Annotated in this window: 20 protein-coding genes; 6 read left to right on the top strand and 14 right to left on the bottom strand. The window is 73.4% G+C overall.

Annotated elements, in window-relative coordinates; all coding sequences use genetic code 11:
- Window positions 1–3 precede the first annotated feature (3 nt).
- Window positions 4–3,615 (bottom strand): ATP-dependent helicase, encoded by a 3,612-nt coding sequence (locus B4915_RS08260; protein ID WP_245907408.1) that lies wholly within the window; start codon window positions 3,613–3,615, stop codon window positions 4–6.
- Complete coding sequence (locus B4915_RS08255; protein ID WP_105805328.1) at window positions 3,612–6,950, bottom strand: UrvD/REP family ATP-dependent DNA helicase; 3,339 nt, start codon at window positions 6,948–6,950, stop codon at window positions 3,612–3,614. Before B4915_RS08255 ends, B4915_RS08260 begins: the two co-directional genes overlap by 4 nt.
- Before the next feature lie 204 nt (window positions 6,951–7,154).
- Between B4915_RS08255 and B4915_RS08250 the strand changes: the two genes are divergently transcribed.
- Window positions 7,155–7,379, top strand: coding sequence for a DUF3107 domain-containing protein (locus B4915_RS08250; protein ID WP_105805327.1), 225 nt, complete (start codon window positions 7,155–7,157; stop codon window positions 7,377–7,379).
- A gap of 34 nt (window positions 7,380–7,413) precedes the next feature.
- On the opposite strand, the gene B4915_RS08245 is transcribed toward B4915_RS08250, so the two are convergent.
- The 3 genes from B4915_RS08245 to B4915_RS08235 are packed head-to-tail and all read right to left on the bottom strand — an operon-like array spanning window position 7,414 to window position 10,886.
- On the bottom strand, window positions 7,414–8,847 hold the full coding sequence (locus B4915_RS08245) for a bifunctional phosphopantothenoylcysteine decarboxylase/phosphopantothenate synthase (protein ID WP_105805326.1): 1,434 nt from the start codon (window positions 8,845–8,847) through the stop codon (window positions 7,414–7,416).
- 39 nt (window positions 8,848–8,886) lie between these two features.
- On the bottom strand, window positions 8,887–10,170 hold the full coding sequence (locus B4915_RS08240; RefSeq protein ID WP_105805325.1) for a class I SAM-dependent methyltransferase: 1,284 nt from the start codon (window positions 10,168–10,170) through the stop codon (window positions 8,887–8,889).
- Window positions 10,167–10,886, bottom strand: a complete 720-nt coding sequence (locus B4915_RS08235) for a ferritin-like fold-containing protein (protein WP_105805324.1) — start codon at window positions 10,884–10,886, stop codon at window positions 10,167–10,169. Before B4915_RS08235 ends, B4915_RS08240 begins: the two co-directional genes overlap by 4 nt.
- A 188-nt stretch (window positions 10,887–11,074) precedes the next feature.
- On the opposite strand from B4915_RS08235, the gene B4915_RS08230 reads away from it, so the two are divergent.
- Entirely contained in the window at window positions 11,075–12,613 is a 1,539-nt protein-coding gene (locus B4915_RS08230; RefSeq protein ID WP_105805787.1) for a DEAD/DEAH box helicase, read from the top strand.
- A gap of 19 nt (window positions 12,614–12,632) precedes the next feature.
- Here the strand turns inward: B4915_RS08230 and B4915_RS08225 are convergent, their stop codons facing one another.
- The gene (locus B4915_RS08225) at window positions 12,633–13,484 is read right to left on the bottom strand and encodes a PHP domain-containing protein (protein ID WP_105805323.1); all 852 of its coding nucleotides are present in this window, start codon (window positions 13,482–13,484) and stop codon (window positions 12,633–12,635) included.
- Window positions 13,485–13,671: 187 nt separating this feature from the next.
- Here B4915_RS08225 and B4915_RS08220 point away from each other — a divergent pair, with 187 nt between their 5' ends.
- Window positions 13,672–15,090 (top strand): aminopeptidase P family protein, encoded by a 1,419-nt coding sequence (locus tag B4915_RS08220; protein WP_105805322.1) that lies wholly within the window; start codon window positions 13,672–13,674, stop codon window positions 15,088–15,090.
- 111 nt (window positions 15,091–15,201) lie between these two features.
- Complete coding sequence (locus B4915_RS08215) at window positions 15,202–15,750, top strand: hypothetical protein (protein WP_146120041.1); 549 nt, start codon at window positions 15,202–15,204, stop codon at window positions 15,748–15,750.
- Window positions 15,751–15,760: 10 nt separating this feature from the next.
- Here the strand turns inward: B4915_RS08215 and B4915_RS08210 are convergent, their stop codons facing one another.
- Window positions 15,761–16,183 carry a YchJ family protein gene (locus B4915_RS08210; RefSeq protein WP_105805320.1) on the bottom strand — a complete coding sequence of 141 codons (423 nt, stop codon included), beginning with the start codon at window positions 16,181–16,183 and terminating at the stop codon, window positions 15,761–15,763.
- Between the two features lie 152 nt (window positions 16,184–16,335).
- Between B4915_RS08210 and B4915_RS08205 the strand changes: the two genes are divergently transcribed.
- Entirely contained in the window at window positions 16,336–16,569 is a 234-nt protein-coding gene (locus B4915_RS08205; RefSeq protein WP_105805319.1) for a hypothetical protein, read from the top strand.
- A gap of 150 nt (window positions 16,570–16,719) precedes the next feature.
- Here the strand turns inward: B4915_RS08205 and B4915_RS08200 are convergent, their stop codons facing one another.
- Complete coding sequence (locus B4915_RS08200) at window positions 16,720–18,306, bottom strand: aminotransferase class I/II-fold pyridoxal phosphate-dependent enzyme (RefSeq protein ID WP_281258204.1); 1,587 nt, start codon at window positions 18,304–18,306, stop codon at window positions 16,720–16,722.
- A 123-nt stretch (window positions 18,307–18,429) separates the two neighbouring features.
- Here B4915_RS08200 and B4915_RS08195 point away from each other — a divergent pair, with 123 nt between their 5' ends.
- A complete protein-coding gene (locus tag B4915_RS08195; protein WP_245907407.1) occupies window positions 18,430–19,344 on the top strand; it encodes a LysR family transcriptional regulator in 915 nt (304 codons plus the stop codon).
- Window positions 19,345–19,444: 100 nt separating this feature from the next.
- Here B4915_RS08195 and B4915_RS08190 read toward each other — a convergent pair whose 3' ends face one another.
- The 6 genes from B4915_RS08190 to B4915_RS08165 form a co-directional block, all read right to left on the bottom strand.
- Window positions 19,445–20,923, bottom strand: a complete 1,479-nt coding sequence (locus B4915_RS08190) for an MDR family MFS transporter (RefSeq protein WP_105805317.1) — start codon at window positions 20,921–20,923, stop codon at window positions 19,445–19,447.
- Window positions 20,924–21,055: 132 nt separating this feature from the next.
- Window positions 21,056–21,772 (bottom strand): amino acid ABC transporter ATP-binding protein, encoded by a 717-nt coding sequence (locus tag B4915_RS08185; protein ID WP_425436339.1) that lies wholly within the window; start codon window positions 21,770–21,772, stop codon window positions 21,056–21,058.
- A 125-nt stretch (window positions 21,773–21,897) separates the two neighbouring features.
- Window positions 21,898–22,770, bottom strand: coding sequence for an amino acid ABC transporter permease (locus tag B4915_RS08180; protein ID WP_105805315.1), 873 nt, complete (start codon window positions 22,768–22,770; stop codon window positions 21,898–21,900).
- A 4-nt stretch (window positions 22,771–22,774) separates the two neighbouring features.
- Entirely contained in the window at window positions 22,775–23,617 is an 843-nt protein-coding gene (locus tag B4915_RS08175; protein WP_105805314.1) for an ABC transporter substrate-binding protein, read from the bottom strand.
- A gap of 155 nt (window positions 23,618–23,772) precedes the next feature.
- Window positions 23,773–25,089: an amidohydrolase family protein gene (locus tag B4915_RS08170; protein WP_105805313.1), complete on the bottom strand. Its 1,317-nt coding sequence runs from the start codon at window positions 25,087–25,089 to the stop codon at window positions 23,773–23,775.
- Window positions 25,086–26,753, bottom strand: coding sequence for an adenosylhomocysteinase (locus B4915_RS08165; RefSeq protein ID WP_105805312.1), 1,668 nt, complete (start codon window positions 26,751–26,753; stop codon window positions 25,086–25,088). Before B4915_RS08165 ends, B4915_RS08170 begins: the two co-directional genes overlap by 4 nt.
- Window positions 26,754–26,758: the final 5 nt, after the last annotated feature.

Here is a 26,758-nt window from a genome sequence, read left to right as displayed (position 1 = left end):
TTCCTAGCGCGCGTCTCGGAGGCGCTCGGAGGCCGCGCGCCAGATCCCTTCGAGTTCGGCGAGGCTGCGCGCGGTGCCGCCCCGCAGCTCGATTCCCTCTGCGACGTAGAACAGCGAGACGTCGATCACGGCGGGGTCGATGCCCGCCCACTGCGCGTAGGCGTGCCGGTACAGGTCGAGCTGGAAGAACCGGCTCTCGCGCTCGGCGTCGCTGCGCGGCGAACGCCCGGCTTTCCAGTCGACGATCTCGTAGCGCGCCTGTCCCTCGTGCGCGGCGCTCGCGCCCGAACCGGGGTCTGCGCGCCGTGGCGCCGCTTCCGCCGCGGAGGTACCGGACGCGGCGTCGACGGGGCCGGAGGCGGATCCGGAGGCACTGCCGTCCGCCTCGGCGGGGCCGATCCGGTAGACGGCGTCGAGTTTGCAGACGAGGGTGCGCCCGGCGAAGGGCAGGCTCACCTCCTGCTCCACCGCGATCGGCCGGCGTGCAGCCCATCGGGACCGCTCGAAGTTCTCGATGAGCCGGCGCAGCAGCTGTTCCTCGTCGGCCTCGAGCCGTTCGAACTCGGCCAGCTCGGGGTCTCCGAGTTCGAGTTCGAGGCCGCTGAGCGGAAGCGCGGTGCCGCGGGCGGTGGTGGCGCGGCGCTCGACCCACTCGTGGAAGCGGTTGCCGATGCGGGTGCGACGGTAGGGGCGCTGCGGCACGGGGCGAAGGCGGCGGCGTTCGGCGAGCACCGGGTCTTCGACGAACTCGTGGAAGGAGGAGGCGGTGATGCGCTCGGGCAGTTCGGCCCCGGGGAGCCCATCGCCGGTGGAACCGTGCGCCTCGCCCCGGCTGCGGTCGGGAGCGTCGACACTGGCTTCGCGGCGCTCCGCGAGCAGCAGGCGCACGGTCTCGTCGAGTTCGGGCTCGGTGAGCGGGTCGGTTCCCCGGGATTCGGCCGCGAGCGCTTCGCGGAGTCGCGCGGCGGCGCGCATGACGGCCGGCCGTCTCGTTCCGAGCGGGTCGAGGGGCCACTGCAGGGTGAGTTCGGCGAGCTCGCTGGGGTCGTGCTCGTGCGCGCTCTGCTCGGGGAGCCCGGTGATGAGCCCCGCGTCTCGCAGCTCGGTGAGGAACACGGAGGGCGTTCGGGGGCGGCTGTGGCCCGCCCAGAAGGAGCCGCTCAGCAGGAGCCGGCTCGCGGAGCGGGTGACGGCGACGTAGGCGAGCCTGCGCTCCTCTTCGGCGTGGCGTTCTTTCAGCGCCTCGCGGTACGCGGCGATGCGGTCGCGCAGTTCCTGCTGGGTGGTGGCGATCCGCCAGTTCAGCTCGGGACGTGCGGAGGCGTCGCCGCGGAGTTCGTCGGGGAGTTCGCCGGTGCGCAGCCAGCCGGCGCCGCTGCGCGCGGAGCCCGGGAACTCGCCGGTCACGAGCCGCGGGACGGCGACCAGATCCCACTCGAGACCTTTCGAGCCGTGGGCGGTGATGAGCTGCACGGTGCCCGGGGCGGGGGCGGCGACGTGTTCGGCCGCCTCGTCGGACTCGGTGGCGCGCTCGATCCACTCCAGCACGCTGGCGAGCGTGCCGCGGGTGTCGATCGCGGCGAAGTTCTCGACGAGCTCGGTGAAGAGGTCGAGGTTGGCGTGCGCGGCCGAGCTGCCCGCGTGCTCGCGGGACTCGTTCGCATCGAGTTCGATATCGAGACGCAGCGCCTGCACGGTTGCGCCGATGAGCTCGGCGAGGTCGCCGCCGACCCCCTGCCGCAGCGTCGCGAGCATGCGCCCGGCCTCGCGCAGCCGTTCGCGTCCGATCGTGCTGATGCCGCGGAGCGCGGCGTGATCGAGGCTGCGCATGCCGGCGATCTGGTCGAGCGCGTCGATCAGGGTGAAGCGCCGGTCCGGATCGGGCAGCACGCGGTCCGCCTCGCGGTCGGCCTCGCTGAGCGGCTGCTGCGAGATGTCGCGGCGCTCGAACCAGCGGGCCGCCTCACGCAGGCCGGCGAGATCGGCGACGCCGATGCCGAAACGGGGGCCGGCGAGCAGGCGGATCAGCTCACTTCCTGCGTCCGCGTACCACAGGCAGCGCAGCGTACTGACGACGTCGGTCACCTCGGGCGTGGTGAGGAGGCCGCCGAGTCCGATGATGCGGTTGGGCACTCCTGCTTCGGTGAGCGCGGCGGAGAAGGCGGCCATGGGACCGCGGGTGCGGAAGATGACGGCAGCGGTGGGGGCTTCGCCGTGCTCGGCGAGGTGGGCCTCCCGGGCTTCGCGCATCCACTCGGCGACGGCTGTCCGCTCCTCGTGCACGGTTTCCGGGTAGCACCACTCGACGGTCCCGTCCGCGGCGCTGGGCCGGGGTGCGAGCGCGGGCACCTCGAGGGCGGAATCCGCGGCGAGCGGTCCGGCAATGATGTTCGCTGCGTCGAGTACACGCTGCGGGTTGCGCCAGCTCGTCGAGAGCGTGAGCGTCGCGGGCGGCACGGACGCCGGTGACCACGCTCCCGAAGCGGTGGCACGCGCCGCACGGCCGCCACGGAAGTCGGCGTGGAAGGAGCGCAGTCCTTCGGCGGAGGCGCCGCGCCAGCCGTAGATCGACTGGTGCGGGTCGCCCACGGCCATGACGCTGCCGCCGGCGAAGATGCGGGAGAGGAACCGGGTCTGGCCCACCGAGGTGTCCTGCACCTCGTCGAGCAGCACGGCTCGGTAGCGGCGACGCAGCGCGGGGATCGCGTCGGCGGCTCGTTCGAGCGCGAGGGTGGCGAGGGCGAGCTGGTCGGAGAACTCGATGACGCCGCGGCGCTGCTTCTCGGCGGCGTACTCGCGGGCGAGACGGGTGATGAGGGGGGTTTCCGAGAGACTGGCGACGGCGTCGCGGACGGGGGCGTAGACCTTGCCGCTCGGCGGGCCGTCGAGCTCCTTCTCGTTGTAGGGCAGCCGGCTCACCCGCGCGAACTCTTCGATGACCTGGTCGACGCGGTCGAGCGTGGTGAGGTGGTCTGAGACGGCGTGGTCGAGCCCGAGCACGTGACGCACGAGCTGCGGCAGGCTGAGCTCGCTGTCGGCGAGTTCGGGGTCGCGGCTGGCGAGGATCGTCTCCCGCGCGATACGCCAGGCGGTCGCCTCGTCGATGACGACCGCGCCGGGGGCGATGCCCGCGGCGGCGCCGTACTCCTGCAGTACGCCGGCGGCAAAGGAGTTGTAGGTGCTCACCTCGGGGAGTTCGAGCCCGTCTCCCAGGAGTTCGGTGAGTTGCTGGGACCGTTCGGCTTCAGGCGGGGTGAGCGCCCGCCGTTCGGCGGCGTCGCTCAGCCGCTCGGTGAAGCGGGCGAGCCGAGCGGTGATGCGCTCGCGCAGTTCGCCCGCGGCTTTGCGGGTGAAGGTGAGGCCGAGCACCTCGCTCGGCTCGAGGAGCCCGTTGGCGATGAGCCAGACGACTCGGTTCGCCATCGTCTCCGTCTTGCCGCTGCCGGCACCGGCGACGACGAGCGCGGTGCCGCCGAGGGGATGTTCGATGACGGCGCGCTGCTCGGCGGTGGGGATGAGCGCGGGCTTCGGTGGAACGGCGAGGATCTCCGCGATCCGCGCCGCCGAGAAGACGGGTGCGGACTGCGCGGCGGACACAGGGGCGACGGGAGTCATGCGCGGCTCACCGCCGGGATGATGTGGAGGCGGCACTCGCCGGGCTGGTGCGGGTCTGAGCAGTGGTGCTCGACGCGGGCGGTGAAGCCGGCCGAGGCCATGACCTCGGCGATGCCGTCGACCCGCTCGCGCAGTGATTCGAGCGCCTGCTCCGAGATGGGCTGCTGCACGCGCTCCGCGTAGTCGGAGCTCCCGGTGGCGTCGGGGTGCACGTAGAGCAGCCGGGCTCCGCCGCTGACGGTGCCCGGCGGGAGCTCGGTCCCCTCCGGCAGCGCGAAGGCGGCGCTGGACACGCCCATCTGGTACGCCTGCAGTTGCGCGTGCTCCTCGGCCGCTGCCTTGCTGGGCGGGGTGCGTCCGGTCTTGAGGTCGAGCACGGCGAGCTCGGCGGCGCCGTCCGAGCGCCGGGTCAGTTCGAGCCGGTCGGCCATGCCGCGGAGGACGGCGCGTGCGAGCGGGATCTCGAAGGGCGCCTCGCTGGCGATCAGCTCACGACCCGAGGCTTCGAAGGCACGCAGATAGGCGGCGAGGCTCTCGGTCATGGCGCGCGCGAGTCGCTCGGCGCGCACCGACTCCCACTCGGCGTCGAAGGGCAGTTTGCTCCACTCAGCGGTGACCGCAGCGAGCAGGGCCTCGGGGTCGGCCCTTCCCACGGTGTCGAGCGCGTGGTGGAGCAGCGTGCCGAGGCCGGCCTGCAGGCTGCCCCTGCCACCGCCGAGGTGCGCGATCGCCCAGTCGAGCGGGCAGGTCTCCGCGCGTTCGAGCTGCGAGGGGCTGACGGGGACCCGCGGATCCGGATCGGCCGTGAACAGCGGAATCTCACTGGAGGCGGGCGGCACCCCGTACCATTCCTCGGGCCGCGCCCCGGGCACCTCGGCGCGCGCGAGCGCCGTGAGCGCCGTCAGCGCGGCTTCGTCGCCGGCGTCGGTGGTGAGCCGGCGGCGCATCTGCGCGACGGCTCCGCGCAGGGTGAGGCGGCTGCTCGGCAGTCCCTCGCGCAGCTGCTCGCGTCCGAGGCCGAAGAAGGCGCTGGGGTACTGGTCTTCGTCGCTGACGGCGGCGACGAGGACCTCTTCCCGTGCGCGGGCGCAGCTGTGCGCGAAGAGCCGGAGTTCGTCGTGCACGGTGTCCTTGCGGGAGGGCGGGGACGCCGCTCCCCCGCGCAGCCAGCGTTCGAGGGCGGCGGTGCCGAGGAGGGAGCCGCGGGCGCGGAGATTGGGCCAGGCTCCGTCCTGCACGCCGATCACGGCGACGATGCCGAACTCGCGCCCGATGGCGCCCTGGGGCGTGGTCACGGTCACCGCTGCGCGCTCGCTGCGCTGCGCGAGCGTATCCTCGGGCACGGCGCTGAGTAGCAGCTCGTCGAGCAATTCGGCGATGGGCTGGCTGCTGGCCTGTTCCTCGTGTCGCTGCAGGGCGAAGAAGAGCCCCATCACGGCGTCGAGCGAGCGGTGTGCCTCGTCGGCGCGGGCTCCGCGCCCGTCGAGCGCTTCGTCCTGCCAGCGTCCGGCGAGCCGCGTGCCCTCCCAGAGCGCCCACAGCGTCTCTCGCGCGGTGCCGCCCGCCGCCCGCACCCGCTCGGCGGCCGCGGCGCAACGGCCCAGGCGGCGCAGCGCCCGCCCGCCGGCGCTGTCGATGACCGGGGCCGCCCCGGGGTGCTCGAAAGCGTCGAGGGCGATCTCGCCGATGTCGCCCGGGGGGCGTTCCTCGGTCTGCGCCTCGCGGCGCTCCTGCAGCAGCAGCGCCCCGCGCAGGCGGCGCAGCTGCACCGGGTCCAGGCCGCCGATCGTCCCGCCCGCCAGCGCCAGCACCTCCTGCCCGCTGAGGGGCGCGATCCCGAGCGCGTGCTGCAGCAGGCGGATCAGCTCGCGAACGATCTGATGTTCCCGCAGCACGGTACCTCCCGAGGCGATGCCGGTGGGGACCTGGTGCGCGGCGAGCGCCCGGGAGACACGCAGCGCCTCGGCGCGGCTGCGGCAGATCACCGCCATCTCGTTCCAGTCGACGCGCCGCCCGTGGTCCAGCCCGAGCCGCCGGGCGCGCAGCCGGTGCGCGATCACCCCGATCTGCTCGGCGGGCGAGCCGAGCGCGGTGAACTCGACCGAGCCCGGCGGACGGTCTTCACCACCGGCGGCTTCGGCCGAGCGCTGCCCGCCGGCCCCCGCCGCGCCGATGCGGTCGGTGAGCTGCCGCACGAAGCCACGCAGCCCGCTCCCGTGGCGGTGCACCGAGCGGAGCACCACGGACTGCTCGTCCGCTGCGCGAGGAGCGCCGCGCCGCGCGAGCTCCTCGGCGAGCCGGGTGAGCACCTCGGTGCGCTCGCCGCGGAAGGCGCCGGTCGCCATATCGGGGTCGCCGAAGACCCAGATCCGGCTCCCCGAGGAGGCGCAGGCGGCGAGCAGGGCGAGATCCCCCTCGCCGAGCTCCTGCGCGTCGTCGACGAGCAGGAGCCGGGGCATCGCGAAGCGCCCCTGCCCGGCTTCGCCGGCTGAGCCTGCCACGCCCCGCTCACGCACGGCCGCCGCGGCGGCCCGCAGCAGCGCGCTCGAACTGAGCTCTCCGGGCCGTTCGGATGCCAGCCGCGTCGCGACCAGTTCGATCAGCAGCAGCCCCGCGCACCACCGGTCGATCAGGCCTTCCTCGGGGGCGCGAGTGTGCGCCGCGGCTGCGGCCTCCCCGCGGATGCGGCGCAGCTCGGAGGCGAGCACACCCGGGTCGAGCCCGAAGTCGTCCACGACGCGCCACAGCTCACGCAACTCGGCTCGGAAGGCGGGGCTGCGCAGCACCTCGGGCGGCAGCACCGCGAGCGCCGCCGCAGCGGCCCGAGGCGATCCGTCACCGGAGCCCGATCCCGACCCCGTCCGCGGACCGCGCGATGCCGGCGCGCCGCCCCCGCCCGCCGCGTCCCCTCCGGCGCCGCCCGCAGCGGCGGCCTCCGCCGCTCCGCCCGCAGGACCGAGCAGCAGCTCCTCGACGGTCTCGGCGATCGCCTCGTCCTGCGCCGTGCCGGTGAGCAGTCGCGGGGCCTCCCGCCCCGCCACCGCGGCCGCGCGCGACAGCACCGCGAAGGCCAGCGAGGTCGTCGTGCGCACCGGCGTGCCGCCGATCGCGCGCCCGGCAGCCCGCTCCACGCGCCGACGCAGCGCGCTCGCCACCAGGCGGTTCGGCGCGAGCACGAGCGCGTCGCCCTCGGCCCACCCCGCACGCGCGATGGCGCGCGCATAGGCCTCGACCACGAGCACCGTCTTCCCGGTGCCCGGCGCACCGAGCACGCGCGCGTGCCGGCCCGGATCGAGGGCCAGAACCTCGAGCTGAGCGGGGTCGAAGGAGATCATGCGATCACCCTACCGAGCACCCCCGACACTGACGGGCGCCGACCGCCGGCGCCACCGCGGATGCGACCGCGGGCGCCACCGCGGATGCGCCCACGGCGAACGCCGGCGACGATCGGGGCCTTCCAGCCACCGCCACCCCTAGACTCGGAGACACTGCACACCGTCAGCACCGCGGTCCGGCCGCGGCACCCGAGGAGGTACCCCGTGGAAGTTCGCATCGGCATCAAGCACTCGCCCCGCGAGCTCTCGTTCGAGACCGAGTCGAGCGCCGAGGAGCTGCGCGCGCTCATCGAGAACGCGGTCGCGGGCGACGCCTCGCTCGTCGCGCTCGCCGACGCCAAGGGCCGTCAGTACCTCGTCGACACCGAGTCGATCGCCTACGTCGAGCTCGGCGGCGAGGGCGGCCGGAAGGTCGGCTTCATCAGCTAGGGCGCGACGAGCGCCGCGGCGCGGATGCGCGCCCTCAGTGGCGGAGCGCGCGCAGCTCGTCGCGGACGGCGTCGAGCAGGCGCTCGGCGACGGCCCGCTTGGTGCCGGTGGCCTCGCAGGCGACGCGGCCATCGGCGTCGAGCACGAGCAGGGCGTTCTCGGCGCTCTCGAAGCCCGCGTTCCAGCCGACCGCGTTGACGGCGAGCAGATCGACGCCCTTGCGGGCGAGCTTGCGGCGCCCGCGCTCCAGCAGTTCCTCGGCGGGGTCCTCCTCGCCGGGGCCGGGGAATGCCGCGTCCTCCGCGTCCGGCTCGGAATGCCCGCGGCCGGCACCCACCGTCTCGGCTGCGAAGCCCACGATCACCTGGCCGGGACGCCGCTCGCGGACGAGCCCGACGAGGATGTCGGGGTTCTCCACGAGCCTCAGCGTCGGCGCCTGGCCCGGCGCGTCCTCCTTGCGGATCTTGTGCTCGGCCACCTCGGCCACCCGGTAGTCGGCCACCGCGGCCGCCATGATCACCACTTCCGCGCCCCCCGCCGCGGCGCGCGCCGCCGATTCGAGTTCGGCGGCCGTGCCCACCGGCACCACGCGCACGCTCGGGCGATCCCGCAACTCGGCCAGCACCGACTCGTCGATATTGGCCGCGAGCAGCACGACCTTCGCGCCGCGATCCGCCGCCGCCGCCGCGACCGCGACCCCCTGGCGTCCGCTCGAACGGTTGCCGAGGTAGCGCACCGGATCGATCGGCTCGCGTGTGCCGCCGGCCGTCACGAGCACGCGCACCCCCTCGAAGTCGCCGGACGCGAGCGGGGACGCCGGAGCCTCCAGCTCGGAGAAGGTCTCGCTGCCGGTGAGCGGAGCCGCTTCGCGACCGGGATCCGGGTCCGGGTCCGCCACCGCAGCGCCGCTCGCCCCCGCCGATCCCGCAGCGCCGGATCCGCTTCCCGCGAGCAACTCGCGCGCCAGCTCGGCGATGCCCTCCGGCTCGCTCATCCGCCCGGGTCCGCTGTCGTCGCCCGTGAGCCGTCCGCTCTCCGGTCCCGCGAACACCACGCCCCGAGCGCGCAGGATCGCCACATTGTCCTGCGTGGAGGGGTGCTGCCACATCTCCGTGTGCATGGCCGGGGCGACGAGCACGGGTGCCCGGGTGGCGAGCAGCGTGGTGCCGAGCAGATCGTCGGCCAGGCCGGCGGTCATCCGCGCGAGCGTGTTGGCGGTGGCGGGGGCCACGATCACCAGATCGGCGCGCTGTCCGAGCGCCACGTGGCGCACCTCGGGCACGTCCTCGTGCACCGAGGTGGTGACGGGGTGGCGGCTGATCGCCTCCCAGGTGGGCGTGCCGACGAAGCGCAGCGCCTCCTCGGTGGGCACCACATGCAGCTCGTGGCCGTCCTCCACGAGCAGGCGTGCGAGCGCCACGGCCTTGTAGGCGGCGATCCCGCCGCTCACTCCCAGCACGATGTTCATGCGTTCATCCTCCCATGCACGCGCTCCGGGCGCGCCGGATCAGGCAGCCCGTTCCCGTTCGAGCAGCACCGCGAGCTCCAGGTGCCGGGTGTGCGGGAACATGTCGAAGATCCTTGCCTCCCGCACCCCATACGACGGCATCGCGGCGAGGTCGCGAGCCAGGCTCTCGGGGTTGCAGCTCGAATACACGAGGCAGCGCACGCCCGAAGCCTCCAGCCAGCCGCTCAGCTCGGGTCCGATGCCGCGGCGCGGCGGATTCACGATCACCGTCTCGGGCAGCGCTGCGGGATCCGCGGCGAGCGCGAAGGCCGTCGCATCGGCGGCGACGAAGCGCGCCGGGATCCCTCGCTCGCGCGCGCTGCGGCGGGCGGACCGCACCGCGGCCTCGCTGATCTCGACGCCGAGGACCTCGGGCCGGGTCGCCGGCGCCGCGGCACCCGCGCCGGAAGATCCCTCGCCCCCCGAGCCGTCGCGGCCCTGGGCGCCGTCAGGACCTGGGCCGCGCCCGCCCGCGGTCTCCTCCAGGGCCGCCGCGATGTGCAGCGCGAAACCGCCCACCCCGCAGTAGAGGTCCCACAGGCTCGCCGGCCGCTCGCGCGCCACCCACTCGGCCGCCTGAGCGTAGAGTGCCCGTGCGACGGCCGTGTTCGTCTGGAAGAAGCTCTGCGGCAGCAGGTGCAGCGGGGCGCCGTCCCCCAGGTCCATCGTGAGCGCGGAGCCGAGCAGCAGCTCCTCGCGCTCCCCCTCGAGCACGGCCTTGTGCTCGGGAAGCAGGTTGACCGAGACGACGACGGCCCGAGGGATCGCCTCGCGCAGCTCGGGCAGGCCACGGCGCAGCACGGCGAGGGCGCGCTCGGAGCGGACCACGAAGCGCAGCATCAGATCGCCGCCGGGCGACGCGGTGAGGTGTACGAACTTCAGCTCGCCGCGGCGGCGCGGCACGTCGTAGGGCGGCAGGCCGCTGCGCTCGATGAACGCGGCAAGGCTCGGGATCACGCCCCGGATCGCGGGCTCCTGGATGAGGCAGTCGCGCAGATCGACGCCCTCGCCGCCGGGGCCGAGGATCCCGAGCGTCACGGCTCCCGGCCGGCCGCCCACGACGAGCTTCGCCTTGTTGCGGAAGTCGCGCGCGCCGCCGCCGACGCTCGGCAGCCAGGCGTGCTCGGGCACCGTGGGCAGCAGTTCACGGCAGCGGGACTCCTTGTCTCGCAGCTGCTCGGCGACGGGCTGCTCGATGAGCGCGCAGCTGCGGCAGCGGCCGCTCGCGAAGTACTCGCAGTGCGGGGGCGGAGCGGACGTCGCGGCGACCGCGAGCGGGATCATGCGGTGAGCCCTAGACCATCCATCCGCCGGATGTGATCGGCGATCAGCTCGGTGAACACGGGTTCCACCTCGCTCGCGTCGAAGGCGCGGCGCTCGCTGAGCGAGAGCACGGCCCGCGAGACGAGCAGCGTGTCCCCCACGAGCCGCCGACCCCACAGCGCCAGCCAGCTCGACAGCGCCTCGTCCGCCGCCAGCGCATCGGCGAGCAGCTTCGCGAGGTCCTCACGGCCGCTGTCGCTGCTGAGGATCTCGATCGCCTCGCTCCGGTAGCCGTCGCGCAGCCCCTCGGCAAGGCTCGCGAAGAAGCCGTCGAAGAGGCCGCCGACCAGGTAGAGGGACAGCACGTGCTGGTGCCAGTCGGGCGTGTCGATCCGCTCCACGTACTCGTCGATCACCCGGGAGTAGGGGCCCATCACGAGGTGGGGCTGCTCACCGCGACGGCGGATCTCGTCGGCGAGGCGCTGATGCTTGGCGAGGGTCAGGCCGGCCACGCGGGCCAGCACCTCCTTCGCCTCGAGCGTCGAGGCACCCGAGACGGCGCGGGTCGCGGCCTCGTACAGCTCCAGCTGCAGGTAGGCGGTCAGGCCCAGGAACGGCAGTATCCCGGGGGCGAACTCCGCGAGTTCGACGCGCTCCGCATCGCTTCCCTCGCCTCGCCCGCGCAGCCTGCGCACCGGGGCGCTGGTCTTGCGCAGCCCGCGAATCCACTCGAACACCCTGTCAGCTTACCGTCCGCTGAGGCGGCGGCTTGGAATAGACTAGTGCGGTACGTATTGATCGCGGGGGACATCGGATTCCCCGCCGCTGCGCCCCTTGCGAACGCGCGCGCAGCACCCGGACGCCCGTGCGGCGCAGAATAGGACGCAACGTGACGACATTCCTCGAACTCGGTGTGGATCAGGACATGGTCGATGCTCTCGCGAATCGCGGCATCGTCGACGCCTTCCCCATCCAGGAGCAGACCATCCCACTGGCCCTCACCGGCCAGGACATCATCGGCCAGGCGAAGACGGGCACCGGCAAGACCTTCGGCTTCGGACTGCCGCTGCTGCAGCGCGTCGGCGCGGACCCGGAGCCGGGCGTGCAGGCGCTCGTCGTCGTGCCGACCCGAGAGCTCGCGGTGCAGGTGTACGAGGACCTGGAGCTTGCGGCGCAGAACCGCGGCGCAACCGTGGTGCCGATCTACGGCGGCAAGGCCTACGAGGGGCAGATCGAGCAGTTGAAGGCCGGGGCGCAGGTCGTGGTCGGCACGCCGGGCCGCCTGCTGGACCTCGCGAGCCAGCGCATCCTCAATCTGGGGAACGTGCGCGAGATGGTCCTCGACGAGGCAGACAAGATGCTCGACCTCGGCTTCCTGGCCGACATCGAGAAGCTCTTCGCGAAGACCCCGGCGACGCGGCACACGATGCTGTTCTCGGCGACCATGCCCGGCACGATCGTCACGCTCGCGCGGCGCTTCATGTCGAAGCCGATCCACATCCGCGCGAGCGACCCGGACGAGGGCGTGGCTCAGGCGAACATCGAGCACATCGTCTACCGCGCCCACTCGCTCGACAAGGACGAGGTGATCGGCCGCATCCTGCAGGCCGAGGGCCGGGGCAAGACGGTCGTGTTCATGCGCACCAAGCGCGCGGCGGCGAAGCTGCAGGAGGAGCTCAACGATCGCGGATTCAACGCCGCGGCGGTGCACGGCGATCTCAATCAGGATCAGCGCGAGCGGGCGATGGCGGCCTTCAAGGCCGGCAAGAAGGACATCCTGATCGCCACGGACGTCGCGGCGCGCGGCATCGACGTCGACGACGTCACGCACGTGATCAACCACACGGTGCCCGACGACGAGAAGACCTACCTGCACCGCGTCGGCCGCACGGGCCGCGCCGGACGCACCGGCATCGCGGTGACCTTCGTCGACTGGGACGATCTGCACAAGTGGGCGCTCATCGACAAGGCGCTCGACTTCGGCATCCCGGAGCCGGTGGAGACCTACTCCTCCTCGCCGCACCTCTTCGCGGATCTGAAGATCCCCGAGGGGACGAAGGGCCGCCTGAAGGCGACGCCGGTGAAGGAGCGGGCGCCGCGGGACCCGCGCTCCGGGGAGGGCTCGGGATCGCGCTCGGCTTCGGGATCCGGGGACGGTCCGGGATCCGGCGAGGGCCGCAAGCGCACCCGCCGCCGCACCCGCAGCGCCAATCCGCAGGGCCCCGGCCGCCACGAGGCGCACGGCCACGATCAGCACGGCCACGACACGGAGGGCGGCGGCGAGCCGGGCGCGCCGCTGCTGCAGGACGGCGCCGAGCCCGCCGCGCCGCGCCGCCGCCGGCGACGTCGCCGGGGTGGCTCGGGCGGATCCGCTGCCGCCGAGTCGGGCGCAGCCGACTCGGGAGCAGCCGACCCGGGTGCAGCCGACTCGGGAACGCAGGAGGACTCCGGCTCAGCGGCCTGAGCGCGCTGCGGGCTGAGGCTCAGCGCGGGTTCGCGACGGCGGCGCGCAGGCGCTCGACGAGCGCGGCGTCCGTGCTGCGCTCCCCCAGCCGGTTGGGCTTGCCCGCGCCGTGGTAGTCGCTCGCGCCGGTGACTGCGAGGCCGAGCGCGGCGGCGGCCTCGGCGAGGGGCGGCAGCCAGTCGGCGCGGTTCTCGGGGTGGTCGAGCTCGACGCCCCACAGCCCGGCCCCCGCGAGCTCGCGCAGTTCCTGCGGGGTGACGGCGCGGCGCTGCCGGGTCGCCGCCGGGTGGGCGAGCACCGCCACACCGCCCGCGGCGCGCACCATGCGGATCGCCTCCGCGGTGTCGATGGCGTGGGTGCCGAGGTAGTAGGGCGAGCCCGGGTGCAGCACCTCGGCGAAGGCGGTGCTGCGATCCGCGAAGTACCCCGCGGCGACCAGCGCGTCCGCGATGTGCGGGCGGCCCACCGTGCGCTCGTCCTCCTCGCCGAGCACCATCCCCCAGTCGATCGCGTAGTCGGCGGCGACGCGGCGCACCATCTCCCGCGCGCGCTCGCGGCGCGCGGTGCGCACCTCGGCGAGCGCCTCGAACAGCTCCCCGCTGCCGCGCTCGATGCCGTAGCCGAGGAGGTGGCGCGAGGATCCGGCGTGCTTCGTGGTGATCTCGATGCCCGGCACGAAGCCGATGCCCGCCGCCGCGGCCGCCTCGCGGGCCTCGTCCCAGCCGTCGACGGTGTCGTGGTCGGTGAGCGCGAATCCGGCGAGCCCGAGCCGCGCGGCCTCGCGCGCGATCTCGGCCGGACGGGTCGTGCCGTCCGAGTGGACCGAGTGGGTGTGCAGATCGAATCCGCCCCGCCCGCCAGCTCCGCTCATCCTCCCATCCTATGCGCAGCCCACCCGGCCGTCCCGCCCGCCCGAGTCCGCACACTTCCGCTGAGTCCGCACGTTTCGTGCGGGCACAACAGTGCGGACTCAGCGGAAACGTGCGGGTTCGAGAAGGTCGGCGCTCGCCAGCGCGCGAGCGGAGGCACCGCGCACGCGGGGGTGAGAGGATGGGAGCATGACCGAGACGGCGCAGTCCACCCACGAGGTGGAGATCGACAACAGCAACCGCAGCACCACCCCGCAGACGGATGCCTTCGGCAGCTACATCTCCGCGCACTGGGCGGCGCGGCCCGAGACGCTGCCAGCGGAGCGGCCCGTGGCCCCGCACGCGGCGCGCCGGCGCGCCGAGCTCGGCGCCCGCTTCCCGGGCGAGCGGCTCGTGATCGCCGCGGGCGCCATGAAGCAGCGCTCGAACGACACCTTTTACCAGTACCGCGCGCACAGCGCCTTCGCGCACCTCACCGGCTGGGGCTCCGACGCCGAGCCGGGCGCGATCCTCGTGCTCGATCCGGTAGCCGATCCCGCCGAGGGTCCCGGCGGCCACGGCGCCACCCACGAGGCGACGCTCTACTTCCGCGAGCGAGCCGGCCGTGACAGCGACGAGTTCTTCGCGAACCCCGAGATCGGGGAGTTCTGGATCGGCCCGCGACCCTCGCTCGCCCAGGTCGCCGCGAGCCTCGGGATCCGCACCGCCCACCTCGCCGACTTCGCCGCCGGCGAGCGCGACCGCACCCTCGACGACGAGGAGCTCGCGCGGGCAGCCTCCGAGCTGCGGCTCGTGAAGGACGCCTTCGAACTCGCCGAGATGCAGGCCGCCGTCGACGCGACCGCCACCGGCTTCGACGAGGTCCTCGCCGCGCTTCCGCGCGCGAGCACGCACCCGCGCGGGGAACGCATCGTCGAGGGCGTCTTCAATCAGCGCGCGCGGCTCGACGGCAACACGGTCGGATACGAGACGATCGCGGCGGCGGGCCCGCACGCCTGCACGCTGCACTGGATCCGCAACGACGGTCCGGTGCTCGAGGGAGACCTGCTGCTGCTCGACGCCGGGGTCGAGCTCGACAGCCTCTACACGGCCGACATCACCCGAACCGTGCCGGTCTCCGGCGTCTTCACCGAGGTGCAGCGCCGCGTCTACGACGCCGTGCTGGAGGCCGCGGACGCCGCCCGCGCGATCGTGCGGCCAGGGATCCGCTTCCGCGAGGTGCACGAGGCCGCGATGACGGTGATCGAGGCGCGCACCCGCGAGTGGGGGCTGCTGCCCGCCGACGACGGCACCGCCTACTACCGCCGCTACATGGTGCACGGCACGAGCCACCACCTCGGCATCGACGTGCACGACTGCGCGCAGGCGCGACGCGAGCTCTACCTCGACGGCGTACTCGAAGCCGGCATGGTGTTCACCATCGAGCCGGGACTCTACTTCCAGCCCGACGACCTCACCGTGCCGGAGGAGTACCGCGGCATCGGGGTGCGCATCGAGGACGACATCGTCGTGACCGAGGAGGGCTGCCTGAACCTCTCCGCCGCGATCCCCCGCACCGCCGACGAGGTCGAGGCCTGGGTGCAGCGCCTGCGCGCCCCGGAGGCGTGAGCTCGGCGGAAGCCTGATCCCACGGCGCGCACCTTCTCGCGGGCCGGCCGGGCCGCGTCCGGAGCGGCGTTCCCGGCGAGGTCGGATGCGGGGCGGTTAGAATCGGGCGCCATGACGGTTTCGAGTTCGGCGCGGGCGCGCGCTTCGCGGCGCGCAGGCCTCGTGCGGGCTGGCGCCGCAGGAGCGTCCCTCGTGCTGCTCGGCACTGCGGCCCTCGCGCCCCTGTCGATGGCCACGGCCTTCGCCGAGCCCGGGTCCGCCGCGTCGGTGTCCCCGAGCACGGCGCAGGCCCTGACGTCCGGCGCCTCGGAGGAGGCCGTGGTGGACACCGCCGTCGTCGCGAACGCTGAACCGGAGCGAGCGGGCCGCAGCGGCTCGGGCGAGGCGCTCTACACGCTGCAGCAGTTCATGTTCGCCGGAGCCGTCAACTGGAACGGCTACCGCTTCACCTACTACAGTCAGCAGGTGCTTCCCGGCTCGGGACTGCAGATCCCCGGCCGCCACGTCAACGAGGGCGGCTACGTCGCCGACGCGGACGGCTTCATCGTGCTCGCCGGCTCGGCGCCGAAGGGCACGGTGTTCGACACCCCCTTCGGCGCGCAGGGCAAGATCTACGACCGCGGCACCTTCGGCAACCACCTCGACGTGTACATCCGCTGAGGCCCGGAGATCAGCGCAGCGGTGACTCGCCATCCACGTAGACCCACCGCCCGGCGGCGTCGCGCGCGAAGCGGCTGCGCTCCCGCTGCTCGAAGCGGCCTTCGGGGCCGCGGCCGATGGCGGCGAAGGTGACGAAACCCTCGCGGTCGAAGGGACCGCCCTCCTCCGTGCGCTCCACGAGCAGCCGACGCCACACGATCGAGGCGTCGAGTTCCAGTGACGGCGGGCGGGTGGCCGCGTCCCAGCTGCGCAGCAGATACTCGGCGAGTCCGAGCGCGAACGCCGAATACCGTGAACGCATGAGGCGCTCCGCGGTCGGGGCGGGGGCCCCGGCGTGCAGCGGACCGCAGCACGCTCCGTAGGCCTCGCCGCGCCCGCAGGGGCACGGCAGCTCGGCGTTGATCTCGTCTCTGCCGGAGGCGCGCGCACTCATGCCACCACTCTATGCCGAAGCTGTGCGGCCCGCCGGTTCGCGAAGTCGCGTCGTTCAGTGCAGAATGGAGGGGTAGCGCGGCGCATCCCGCGCCGCTGCCTGCCGGTACGCGCCTCACGACGCCCCGGCGCAGAGCTTTCCGAGGAGACACCGTGAAGATCCGCACCCGCATCGCAGCCGCCGTGACCGCCGTGACCGCGGCGCTCGCCTCGATCTTCCTCGCCGCACCCGCCTTCGCGCACGACGGCGAGGACCACACCCAGTCGATGTTCTCGACCGCCGGCGATCCGCTCGACATCGTGGCGATCTCGATCGTGGGCGTCGTCCTGCTCGCGGTGGTGCTGATCGGCTCGACGCTCATCGGCAATCTCTTCGCGAAGAAGTAAGCAGAGGTCACGGGAACGGGGAGGCGATCCATCGCGGATCGCCTCCCCGTTCCCGTATCCCCGTGCGCCCGGCTCGCGTACCCCCTGCGGCGGCGAGACGGCGTCCCTCTCACTGGGAACGCGACGCCCCGGCCGCAGCCGGCGGATGTCCTAGCCCGCTACGACACGTACCGTCGCCACCGCGGCGTCCGCGGCCCCCCGCACATACCCCGTGGGCGACGCGGCGACCGCTTGCAGGAACGCGACGGTCTCAGCCGTGATCTCCTCGCCGGGAAGGAGATTGGGGATCCCGGGAGGGTAGGCGGCGAGCGTGTCGGCGGAGACCCGCCCGACCGCTTCCACGGCCGGCACCAGCTCGCTCTCGCCGAAGAAGGCGTCCCGGGGCAGCATGCGCAGCTCTCCCGGCTCCGGCAGCTCGGGGAACTCCGCGACGAGTTCCTCCGCTCCGGTCCGCAGTGCCTCGTCGGCGACCGCATCGAGGGCGGAGAAGAAGCGATCGACGTCGGGAGCACGCAGCGCGCCGATGACGAGCACCACGCTCGTCGCGGTCGACATCTCGAGGTAGACGCCGTGGTCGCGGATCATCCGCTCGCGCACCCAGTGGCCGCTGCGACCGAGCGCCGAGACGTCGATGGGAACGCGCAGCACATCCGTCTCGACGATGTCGGGGAAGGCGTCGAAGTCGTCACTGATCACCGCGAAGCGGGGGTCGCTCCGCAGCCGCTCCCGCACCTTCCCGGCGGCCCGGATCGCGGTCTCGATCCGCTCCTCCCCCGTCGCGAGCGCGCGCCGGGCGACGTCGAGGGAGGCCATGAGCACGCTGCTCATCGAGGTCGACGCCGTCATCGCGAAGGCCCGCGCCACGAGCGGCTCCAGGCGTTCCGCGAAGGGGCCATCGCCCAGGTGCAGCATCGCCGACTGGGTCAGCGATCCCGCGAGCTTGTGGGTGCTCGACACCACGAGATCGGCGCCCAGCCGCGCCGGGGACTCGGGAAGCTCGGGGTGGAAGCCGAAGTGGGCGCCCCAGGCGCCGTCGACGATGAGGGCGGCGCCGTGCGCGTGGGCGACCTCGGCGAGGCCGCGCACATCGGCCGTCGAACCGAAATAGCTCGGCGACACGAGGTACACGCTCGCGGCGGGCCGGCCCGCGGCGGCCTCACGATCGAGCGCCGCGTCGAGCGCTCCGGGGGTCAGTCCGTGTGCGATGCCGTGGCGCTCATCGACGGCGGGCCGAACGAAGGAGGGCACGAGACCGGCGAGCAGCACGCCGTCGGTGAAGCTCGAGTGCATGCTGCGCTGGATCAGCACTCGCTCACCCAGGCCGCGGACCGCGATCGCGGCGGTGCGGTTGGCCTGCGATGCGCCGTTGGTGAGGAACCAGCTACGGCGCGCGCCCCATGCCTCGGCTGCGAGGCGTTGAGCGCGCATGAGGGGCGAGTCGTCACCGAGGTCGATGCCCTCGAGCATGAGGGGAACGTCGAGGCCGGCGATGCGGGGGCCGAGAAGCTCCGCGATATGGGCGCCGCCCAGCTCGGGATCGTTGCCGTGGCCGGGCACCATGAACGACAGCGGGGCGGACTCTCCGAAGCGCTCGACCGCCTCGGCGTAGGGCGCGGTGCGCTGATCCGGCGAGAAGCGATCGCCGAAGCGGGCGCGGCGCGCGGGCAGGCCCGCCTCCGCCGAGGCACCGCCACCCGGCATCGTCACGTCCCTGGTTCCCGTCTCCCCGTGCAGCATGGAGCCATGATCCCGTGCCGCCGGCCTCGGGTGAACCCCGCAATCGACTCCCAGGCACCATATACTGTCTTGAACCAGCGCCCGCGGATACCGTGGTGCGCTCCAGAAGAATCGGGGTACCTCGTGATCGACCTGCGTCAGCTCCAGGCACTCAGCGCCGTCGCGGCCGAAGGATCCGTGGCCCGTGCCGCCACGCGGCTCGGCTGGAGCCAGCCGACCGTCGACTACCACCTGCGCAACCTCGACCGTCTCGTCGGCGCCGATCTCACGGTGCGCAGCACCCGGGGCAGCCGGCTCACCACGGCCGGCACGCTGATGCTCGAGCGGGGCGAGGAGATCCTCGGCCTCGCCGAGCGCGCGCTGACCGATGTGCGCGACCTGTCCCAGCTCGGGCGGGTGCGACTGCGCTTCGGCACCTTCCCCACGGCGGCCTCTCGGCTCCTGCCGGGCATCGCGAGCCGGGTCGCTGAGCTCGGGATCGAACTCGACGCCACCCTCGAGGAACTGGCGCCGCTCGTCACCCGCGTCAATCAGCACACCCTCGATGCAGCGCTCGTGTACGCGGCGGGCGGCTACCGCCTCCCCTTCCGCTCCGAGGTCCACACCACGCATCTCTTCTCGGAGCCGATGCTGGTCGCGCTCCCCGAGAGCCATCCGCTCGCCCGGCTGAGCAGCCTCGACGAGGCCGATCTCCTCTCCCTCGCCCACGAGAGCTGGGTGATGGGCTCGACGCCCGGAGACACGCTCGACGACCTCGTCCGCGAGGTGTTCCAGGCCGCCGGCCACCAGCTCCAGGTCGCGATCCGCACGGACGACTACTCCGTGGTGCTCGGGCTCGTCGCCGCCGGCATGGCCGTCGCGCTCGTGCCCAGCCTCGCCTCCAATCATCCGCCCGAGGGCGTCGCGCTGCGCCCGCTGACCGGCTCCCGCTTCACGCGCGAGCTGCTGCTCGCCGCCCCCGCCGGCCCCGGCGGCCCCTCGGCCGCGGTGCGCCAGCTGGCTGAAGCCGTTCGGCGCTCGATCAGCGCGCTCGACTGAGACGGCGCCGCGGCCGCGCCGCCCCCCGACGGCGGAGCGGCGGTCGCGCGGACCGGGAGCGGGGCCGTCGAGCCCGCGCTCCCCTCCCCGCCGTAAGCGCTCAGCGCCCCGCGTGGACCTCCTGGTCCGCGGGCTTGCGCACGAAGAACGACAGCGCGACCGGCACCACGGCGATGCACGCGGCGACGAGGAATGCGGCGTGCGTGCCCGGCTCCCCGGCCTGCGCGATCGGCAGCCCCCGCGCCTCGCCCGCATGCAGGAACGTCGAGTAGACCGAGATGAGCACCGCGGTGCCGGCCGCCCCGCCGACCTGCTGCAGCGTGTTCAGTGCAGCGGAGCCGTGCGAGTAGAGCGAGCGGTCGAGCGAACCGAGCGACGCCGAGAAGAGGGGCGTGAAGGAGGCGGCGAGTCCCAGTGACATGACGATCTGCACGATCACGAGCAGCCACACCGGCGTGTGCGCACCCACCGTGGCGTAGACGAACAGCGCGGCCGCGACGCCGATGGTGCCGGGAACGAGCAGCGTACGCGGTCCGCGCGCGTCGTAGATACGGCCCATGACGGGCCCGAGCACGCCCATCAGCACCGAACCGGGCAGCAGCACGAGGCCCGCCTCCGTCGGCTCCAGCCCCGCGACGTTCTGCAGGTAGAGCGGCAGCAGCGCGAAGGTGCCGAACATGGAGAGCGCGAGCACGCCCATGATGACCACCGACACGAGGTAGTTGCGCGAGGCGAACACCCGCAGATCGAGCAGTGCGTCGTCCTTCCGCTGCAGCACGAGCTGACGCCACACGAAGAACGCGAGCACCACGAGCCCAGCGCCCATCACCAGCCACGGCATCGCGCCGGCGCCCGCTGACGATCCGCCGCCGTGGCCCCCGCCGAGCATGCTCAGCCCGTAGACCACGCCGCCGAAGGCGAAGGCCGAGAGCGCGACCGAGAGCACGTCGATCGGGGCCTTGCGCGTCTCGCCGAGGTTCGTCATCCACTTCGCGCCGAGCAGCAGGGCGACCACCGCGATCGGCAGGATGATGCCGAACAGCCAGCGCCAGCCGAGGGTGTCGAGCACCACGCCCGAGAGCGTGGGGCCGAGCGCGGGAGCGAGGCTGATCACGAGACCGACCCGGCCCATCATGCGGCCGCGCGAGTGCGGCGGGACGACGTTCATCATCGTCGTCATGAGCAGCGGCATCATGATGCCGGTGCCCGCGGCCTGGACCACCCGGCCCAGCAGCAGCACGGCGAAGCCGGGGGCGAGCAGGCAGATCGCCGTGCCCGCCACGAAGGATCCGATCGCGGCGAGGAACACCTGCCGCGTCGTGAAGCGCTGCAGCAGGAAGCCGGTGGTCGGGATGACGACGGCCATCGTGAGCATGAAGCCGCTCGTCAGCCACTGCCCCTGCTCGGGCGGGATCCCGAGCGTCACGTTGAGCGACGGGATCGCGATCGCCATGGTGGTCTCGTTGAGGATCGCGACGAAGGCGGCGACGAGCAGCAGCCAGATCACGCGCATGCCGGCGGGGTCGATGTCGGGTGCGGGCTGCGCGGGCAGCCGGACGGGGGCGGTATCAGATGACACGAGAGGCACGCTTCCAGGAGAGGACGGAGGCCCCGGGGCGGGAGCGCGGCGAGCTCCGCGGGGCAGACTTTCGAGTATAACCCAGCCGCTCCGGGGCGCATTCCCGGACCTGGACGGGCGCCTCGCGCGCAGTCAGGCGAAGGGATCGCTCAGCCGGCGCAGGAACTCCCGCGTCTCGGGCCGCTCGGGGCGCTCGAAGATCTGCTCGGGCGGGCCGGCCTCGACGATCACCCCGTCCTTCAGGTACACCACGCGATCGGCGACGCGCCGCGCGAACGACATCTCGTGGGTGGCCATGACGATCGTGGATCCCGAGGCCTTCAGTTCCCGCACGAGATCGAGCACCTCGCCTACGAGCTGCGGGTCGAGCGCGCTCGTGATCTCGTCGAGCAGCAGCAGCTCGGGATCGGTCGCGATCGCGCGCGCGATCGCGACGCGTTGCTGCTGCCCGCCCGAAAGCCGGTCGGGATACTCGCGCGCCTTGTCGCCGAGTCCGATGCGCTGCAGCAGCGCGAGCCCCGTGCGCTCCGCCTCCGCCCGTGGCGTGCCGAAGACCCTGCGTGCCGCGAGCGTCACGTTCGCGAGGACCGTCAGGTGCGGGAAGAGGTTGTAGTGCTGGAACACGACGCCGATCCGTGCACGCACCCGGTCCGCATCCGCGCGCGGGTCGCTGATGTCCGCCCCCGAGAGGAAAATCTGCCCGTCATCGATCTGCTCCAGCAGGTTGACGGTTTTCAGCAGCGTCGACTTGCCCGACCCCGATGCGCCGATGAGCACCACCACCTCGTGCGGATGCACGGTGAGGTCGATGCCGCGCAGCACCGTGTGCTCGCCGAAGCGCTTCACCACTCCGCGCACCTCGAGCACCGGGGCGGGATCACCCGGGAGCGTCCCCGTGCCGGCTCCTTCCCCTACCCCAGCAGCGCGAGCGAAGCGCTGCCGGTGGCTGGGCCGAGCCGCGGTCCTGTCAACGTTCACACCGTCCCTCCCGCCTGCTCTCGCCGCTGCGCCCGAGCCGTCACCCAGTCCGTCAGCCGGATGAACGGCAGCGAGAGCAGGATGAAGAGCACCCCCGCGAGCACGTAGGGGGTGAAATTGTAGCTGGACGCCACCTCGATCTGCGCCGCCCGCACCGCGTCGACGGCGCCGAGCACCGAGATCAGCCCGACGTCCTTCTGCATGGAGACGAAGTCGTTCATGAGCGCGGGCGTGACCTTGCGCACCGCCTGCGGCAGCACCACGATGCGCAGGGTCTTGCCGTGGCTGAGGCCCAGGGAGCGGGCTGCGAGGCGCTGCGAGGGGTGCACCGCCTCGATGCCCGCGCGCAGCACCTCCGCCACGTAGGCGGAATAGCAGAGGATCAGCGCGATCGTGCCCCAGAACTGCGCCGGCATGCGGCCCGTCAGTTCGAGGCCCGGGATCCCGAAGCCGACGAGGTAGAGCACGAGGAGCACCGGGATCCCGCGGAACACGTCGGTGTAGCCGGCCGCCAGCAAGCGGATCGGGGTGAACACCGGGCCCCGCAGGGTGCGCGCGATGGCGAGCAGCGTGCCGAGCACGGCCACGCCCAGGGCCGCCACCACCAGCACCTGCACGTTGATCCAGAGGCCCGCGATCACCCGCGGGAACGACTCGACCGCCACGCGCGGGTCGAAGAAGGTCTCGCGCACCCGCTCCCAGCCGGGGCTGTTGACGAGCACCACGGCGATCACCCCTGCGAAGACCAGGGTGCTCGCCAGGCTCACGAGTACGGAACGCCGTCTGCGGGCGCGCCGGTATGCGCGACGGCCGAGTTCGACCTCCGAGGGCCCGGGCGCGGCGGCGCCCGCCGGCGTGGTTCCGGTCACCGCGCTACTGGAGGACCGGAGCGCCCTGATCGGCGATCCACTTCTCCGCGAGACGGTCGAGTTCCCCGCTCGCGCGCAGCGCGTCGACGGCGTTCGAGACCTCGGCGGTGAGCGCCGATCCCTTCGGCAGCACGAATGCGAACTCGTCCCCGCCCGCGTCCGATTCGAGCTGGCCGACGATCACGCCGTCGTCGAGCTGCGCATCGCGCACGTAGAAGGCACCGGGCAGATCCGTCACGAGCGCGTCGATGGTCCCGTTCTGCAGGGCGGCGACCGTGTCGTCGAGGCTGTTGAAGACCTGCACCTGCTGCTCCGGCGCGATGACGTCCTCCGCGACGGTGAGCGAGGTCGTTCCCGAGGCGACGCCGATCACGGCGTCCTTGAGATCGGCGATGCTCTTCGCATCCGCCGCGGAAGTGCCTCCCGCCGCGACCACGGCCTGCGTGGTCTCGTAGTAGGGCGAGGAGAAGTCGACGGCCTGCTTGCGCTCCTCGGTCACCGAGAACTGCTGGATGTTGAGGTCCCAGTCCTTCGGGCCGGGGGCGATGGCCGAGTCGAAGCTGGAGCGCACCCACACCACGTCGTCCTGCGCGTAGCCCATCTGCTCGGCGACCGCGTAGGCCACGGCCGCCTCGAAACCCTCGCCGCTCTCGGGGTCGTCATTCAGCACCCACGGCGCGTAGGCCGGCTCCCCCGTGGCGACGGTCAGCTTGCCCTCGGTGACGGGCGCGACGCCCGCGGCGTCTCCGCCCTCCGCCGCTCCGTCGCCGGGGGCGCAGGCGCTGAGGGAGAGCAGCGCGGCCGCGCCGATGGCGACGGCCGAGAGCAGGCGGGAGGTGCGAGACATGGGGGTTCTCCTTCTGGCGGCCGGCCCGTGACGGCCGGTTCGCGCGGCCTTCCCGCGCGAGCAGGTCACCATTCTACGAGACGGCTCCGAGGCTCGCGGCCTGGACCGTCATCCGGCGTCATAGCCCGCGCCGCGGCGTCCGGGAGCCCGGCCGGTCACTCCCCCGACCCCGGGACGGGGCGTCCCGCGAGGATCGTCCTCCTGGCGCGCCCGGCCCCGTCCTCGACCAGTTCGACGAGCGCGGCTTCGGGTTCGCGGGCGGCGAGCTCGAAGCAGGCGATATCGGCGACCGCGCCCACGCCCAGCTGGCCGATGCGCTCCCGGCCCACGTGCAGGCCCATCGCGGCGGCCCCTCCGAGGGTCGCCGCGGTGAAGAGGCGCTGGTGCAGGTCATCGCCCTGGTACCCCTGCGTCCGGGCGACGCGTGCGAGCGCGGCGACGTCCGCCATCAGGTCGAGTGACGGGGATGAGGAGAGCGAGTCGGTGCCCACCGCGATGGGGTTGCCCTCGCGCAGGTACGCCGCGACGGGCGGCATGTCGAGGCCGATCACCTCGTTGGAGCGCGGGCACAGGGCGACGCTCGTGCCCCGGGCGCGCAGCAGCGCACGATCCTCGGCGCTCACGTACACGCCGTGGGCGATGTGGCAGTCCGGCCCCAGCACCCCGAGGTGATCGACGAACTGGGTCGAGGAGACGCCGATCCCGTGCGAGCGGAGCGCGCGGAAGCTGTCGGCTTCCAGCTCGGGCCAGCCGCCGTGGCCACCCGGCCCGGCCCCCGCGTAGCCGTCGATGCCGTCGAACTCGCGCTCCATGTGCGCCTCGGCGAGGTGGATGTGCAGCCGCAGCCCCTCCTCGCGTACGATGTCCGGCAGTTCGAGCAGCGGCTGCACCTCCAGCGAGTAGGGAGCGTGCGGCGAGACGCCCGCGCCGGGCGGGGACGGGATGCCGCGGATCTGCTCGCGAACCCGCTCTCGCGCTGCCTCCCCCCAGTCGGCGTTGCTCGCGCCGTACACCTCCCAGTAGGCGATGCCGTGCATGCCGGCGTCGTGCAGCGCGCCCAGAGCTTCCCGGTCGGTGACGACGTCGGCCGCCGCCGTGACGCCCGCCGCGAGGCTCGCGGCGGCGCCCTCGGCCGCCGCGGCCGCCCAGTCGCGATCGGCGGCGGCGTAGGCCTCGTCGAAGGCCGTCCCCCAGTCGTCGAAGCCCGCGTAGCTGCGCGAGGCGACCTCCGCCATGCGGGTGTACTGCAGATGCGTGTGCGCATTGACGAGCCCGGGTGCGAGCACGCCCTCCCAGTGCTCCTCGTGGTAGCGCGCGCCGCGCGCGCCGAGCGCGTCGAGCACCCAGCGGCGATCCCCGACGTGCAGGATCCGCCCCTCGCGCACCGCCACCGCGCCGTCCGGGATGGGCGGGCTCGTCACGGGGAGCACGAGCGAGGCGCTATAGACGGAGACGGGGGGTGGCGTGGTCACCCGTCGATTGTAGGGCCCTCCGGTTCGTCCCCGAACCGGCCTCGGTAGCGGTGCACGTCCCAGGGTTGCGCGGCACCGCCCGGCCGGTCCGCGCCGCCACCGGGTTCCGCGCCGCCGCCGCGGGCCGCGAGCGCCTCCCGTGCCACCAGCCGCTCGTCGGCCTCGGGAAGCGCGTGCACGCCGGGCGGCAGCGCTCCGTGCAGGAGCCGGAGCAGCGCCGCGATCTGGGTGGCGAACGACAGATCCATCACCTCGATGGGGTTCCCCTCGGCCGCGGTGTAGTTGACGCCCTCCCCGTCGGCGAGCACCCAGGGGCCGCGGGCGGCGCCCGGCGCCGTCCACTCGCTCACGCCGGGCGCGCGCGAGACCCGGCTCCAGCCGTCGCGCCGCAACTGGTCCAGGCCGAGCTCGCCGTCGATGCCGCCGGCGACGGCGACCGCCGTGCCCGGGCGCATCAGCTCGAAGGCCGCGGCGTCGAGGGTGTGCCACACGCCCGTGGCGCTCACCACCACATCGGCGTCGGGCAGGGCCTCGCGCAGCGGCCGTGCCTCGAATCCGTCGTGCAGCGCGGCGAGTGCGCGCACCGGATCCCGCTCGACCACGGTGACGCGCGCCCCCAGCGCCGCTGCGAAGCGGGCGGTCCCGGCGCCGACCGGGCCGTAGCCGACGACGGCCCACCGGGAGCCCGCGACGCCCCGGTAGCCTCCGCCCGCGTTCCCCGATTCGCCGCCCGGGCCGCCCCAGCCGGCGGCGTCGAGCAGTTCTGCGATGGCGAAGACGCATGACTGCCCGGTGCCCACGAGGTTGTCGAAGCCGGTCTTGGTGCGCGCGTCGTTGACCACGATGACCGGCAGCTGCAATGCCCCCTCGGCCGCCATCTCGCGCAGGGGCCGCACGCCGCTCGTGGTCTCCTCGGCCGCACCGCGCAGGCTGCCGAGCGCCTCGGGGCACTCGGTGTGGGCGAGGCGGATGAGATGCGCCCCGTCGTCGATGAGGTACTCGGGCGACCATGCGAGGATCCCCGCGGCGTGAGCGCGGTCGACGGCCGCGGGATCCGCCTCGGCCTCGGGCGTCCGCTCGTCCGGGGCGAAGACCGCGATCCTCCCGTCCGCGGCGAGCGCCTTCGCCACCTCGGGATCGGTCTCCGAGACCGCCCCGAACACGGCGACCTCGCAGCCGGCCCGGGCGAGGGCGAGGACCAGGGCAGCGGTCTTGGGTTCGAGGACGAGGCTGACCGCGATCCGCGGCGCACCGCCGCTCCGCTCCGCGCACGCGGTCTGCAGCCGCTCTGCCAGGCGGGCGGTGACCGGCATACCGCGCGCCGCCCAGTCGATCCGAGACGCTGCGTCCGCGCCGCGTTCCGAGGCCACGGAGCCGTCGAGGCCCACCCGCACCGCTGGCACCGCGGACGCGCCGGGCTCCCCCGTCCCTGCCGCGCGAGGCGGCAGGTCAGACCGGTCGGCGAAGACGAACTCCCCCTGCCGCCCGGCGTCTTCGGCGCTGCGCGCCCCGGCGCGGGCGAGCGCCGCCTCCAGCGCCTCCCGGCTCCGCGCGTCTGACACGTCGAGCTCGACGATCCCTCCCGCCAGCAGGCGGTTTCCGGCGCGGGCGGCGGCACGCAGCGCCCGCTCGACCGCGAGCGCCCGCGGCCCCTCCGATTCCATTCCCG

It is taken from the genome of Leucobacter massiliensis (genome assembly GCF_002982315.1).
Taxonomy (GTDB): domain Bacteria; phylum Actinomycetota; class Actinomycetes; order Actinomycetales; family Microbacteriaceae; genus Leucobacter; species Leucobacter massiliensis.
Note: the sequence above shows the minus strand (reverse complement) of the source record. Positions and strands in the feature narration are given on the sequence as shown.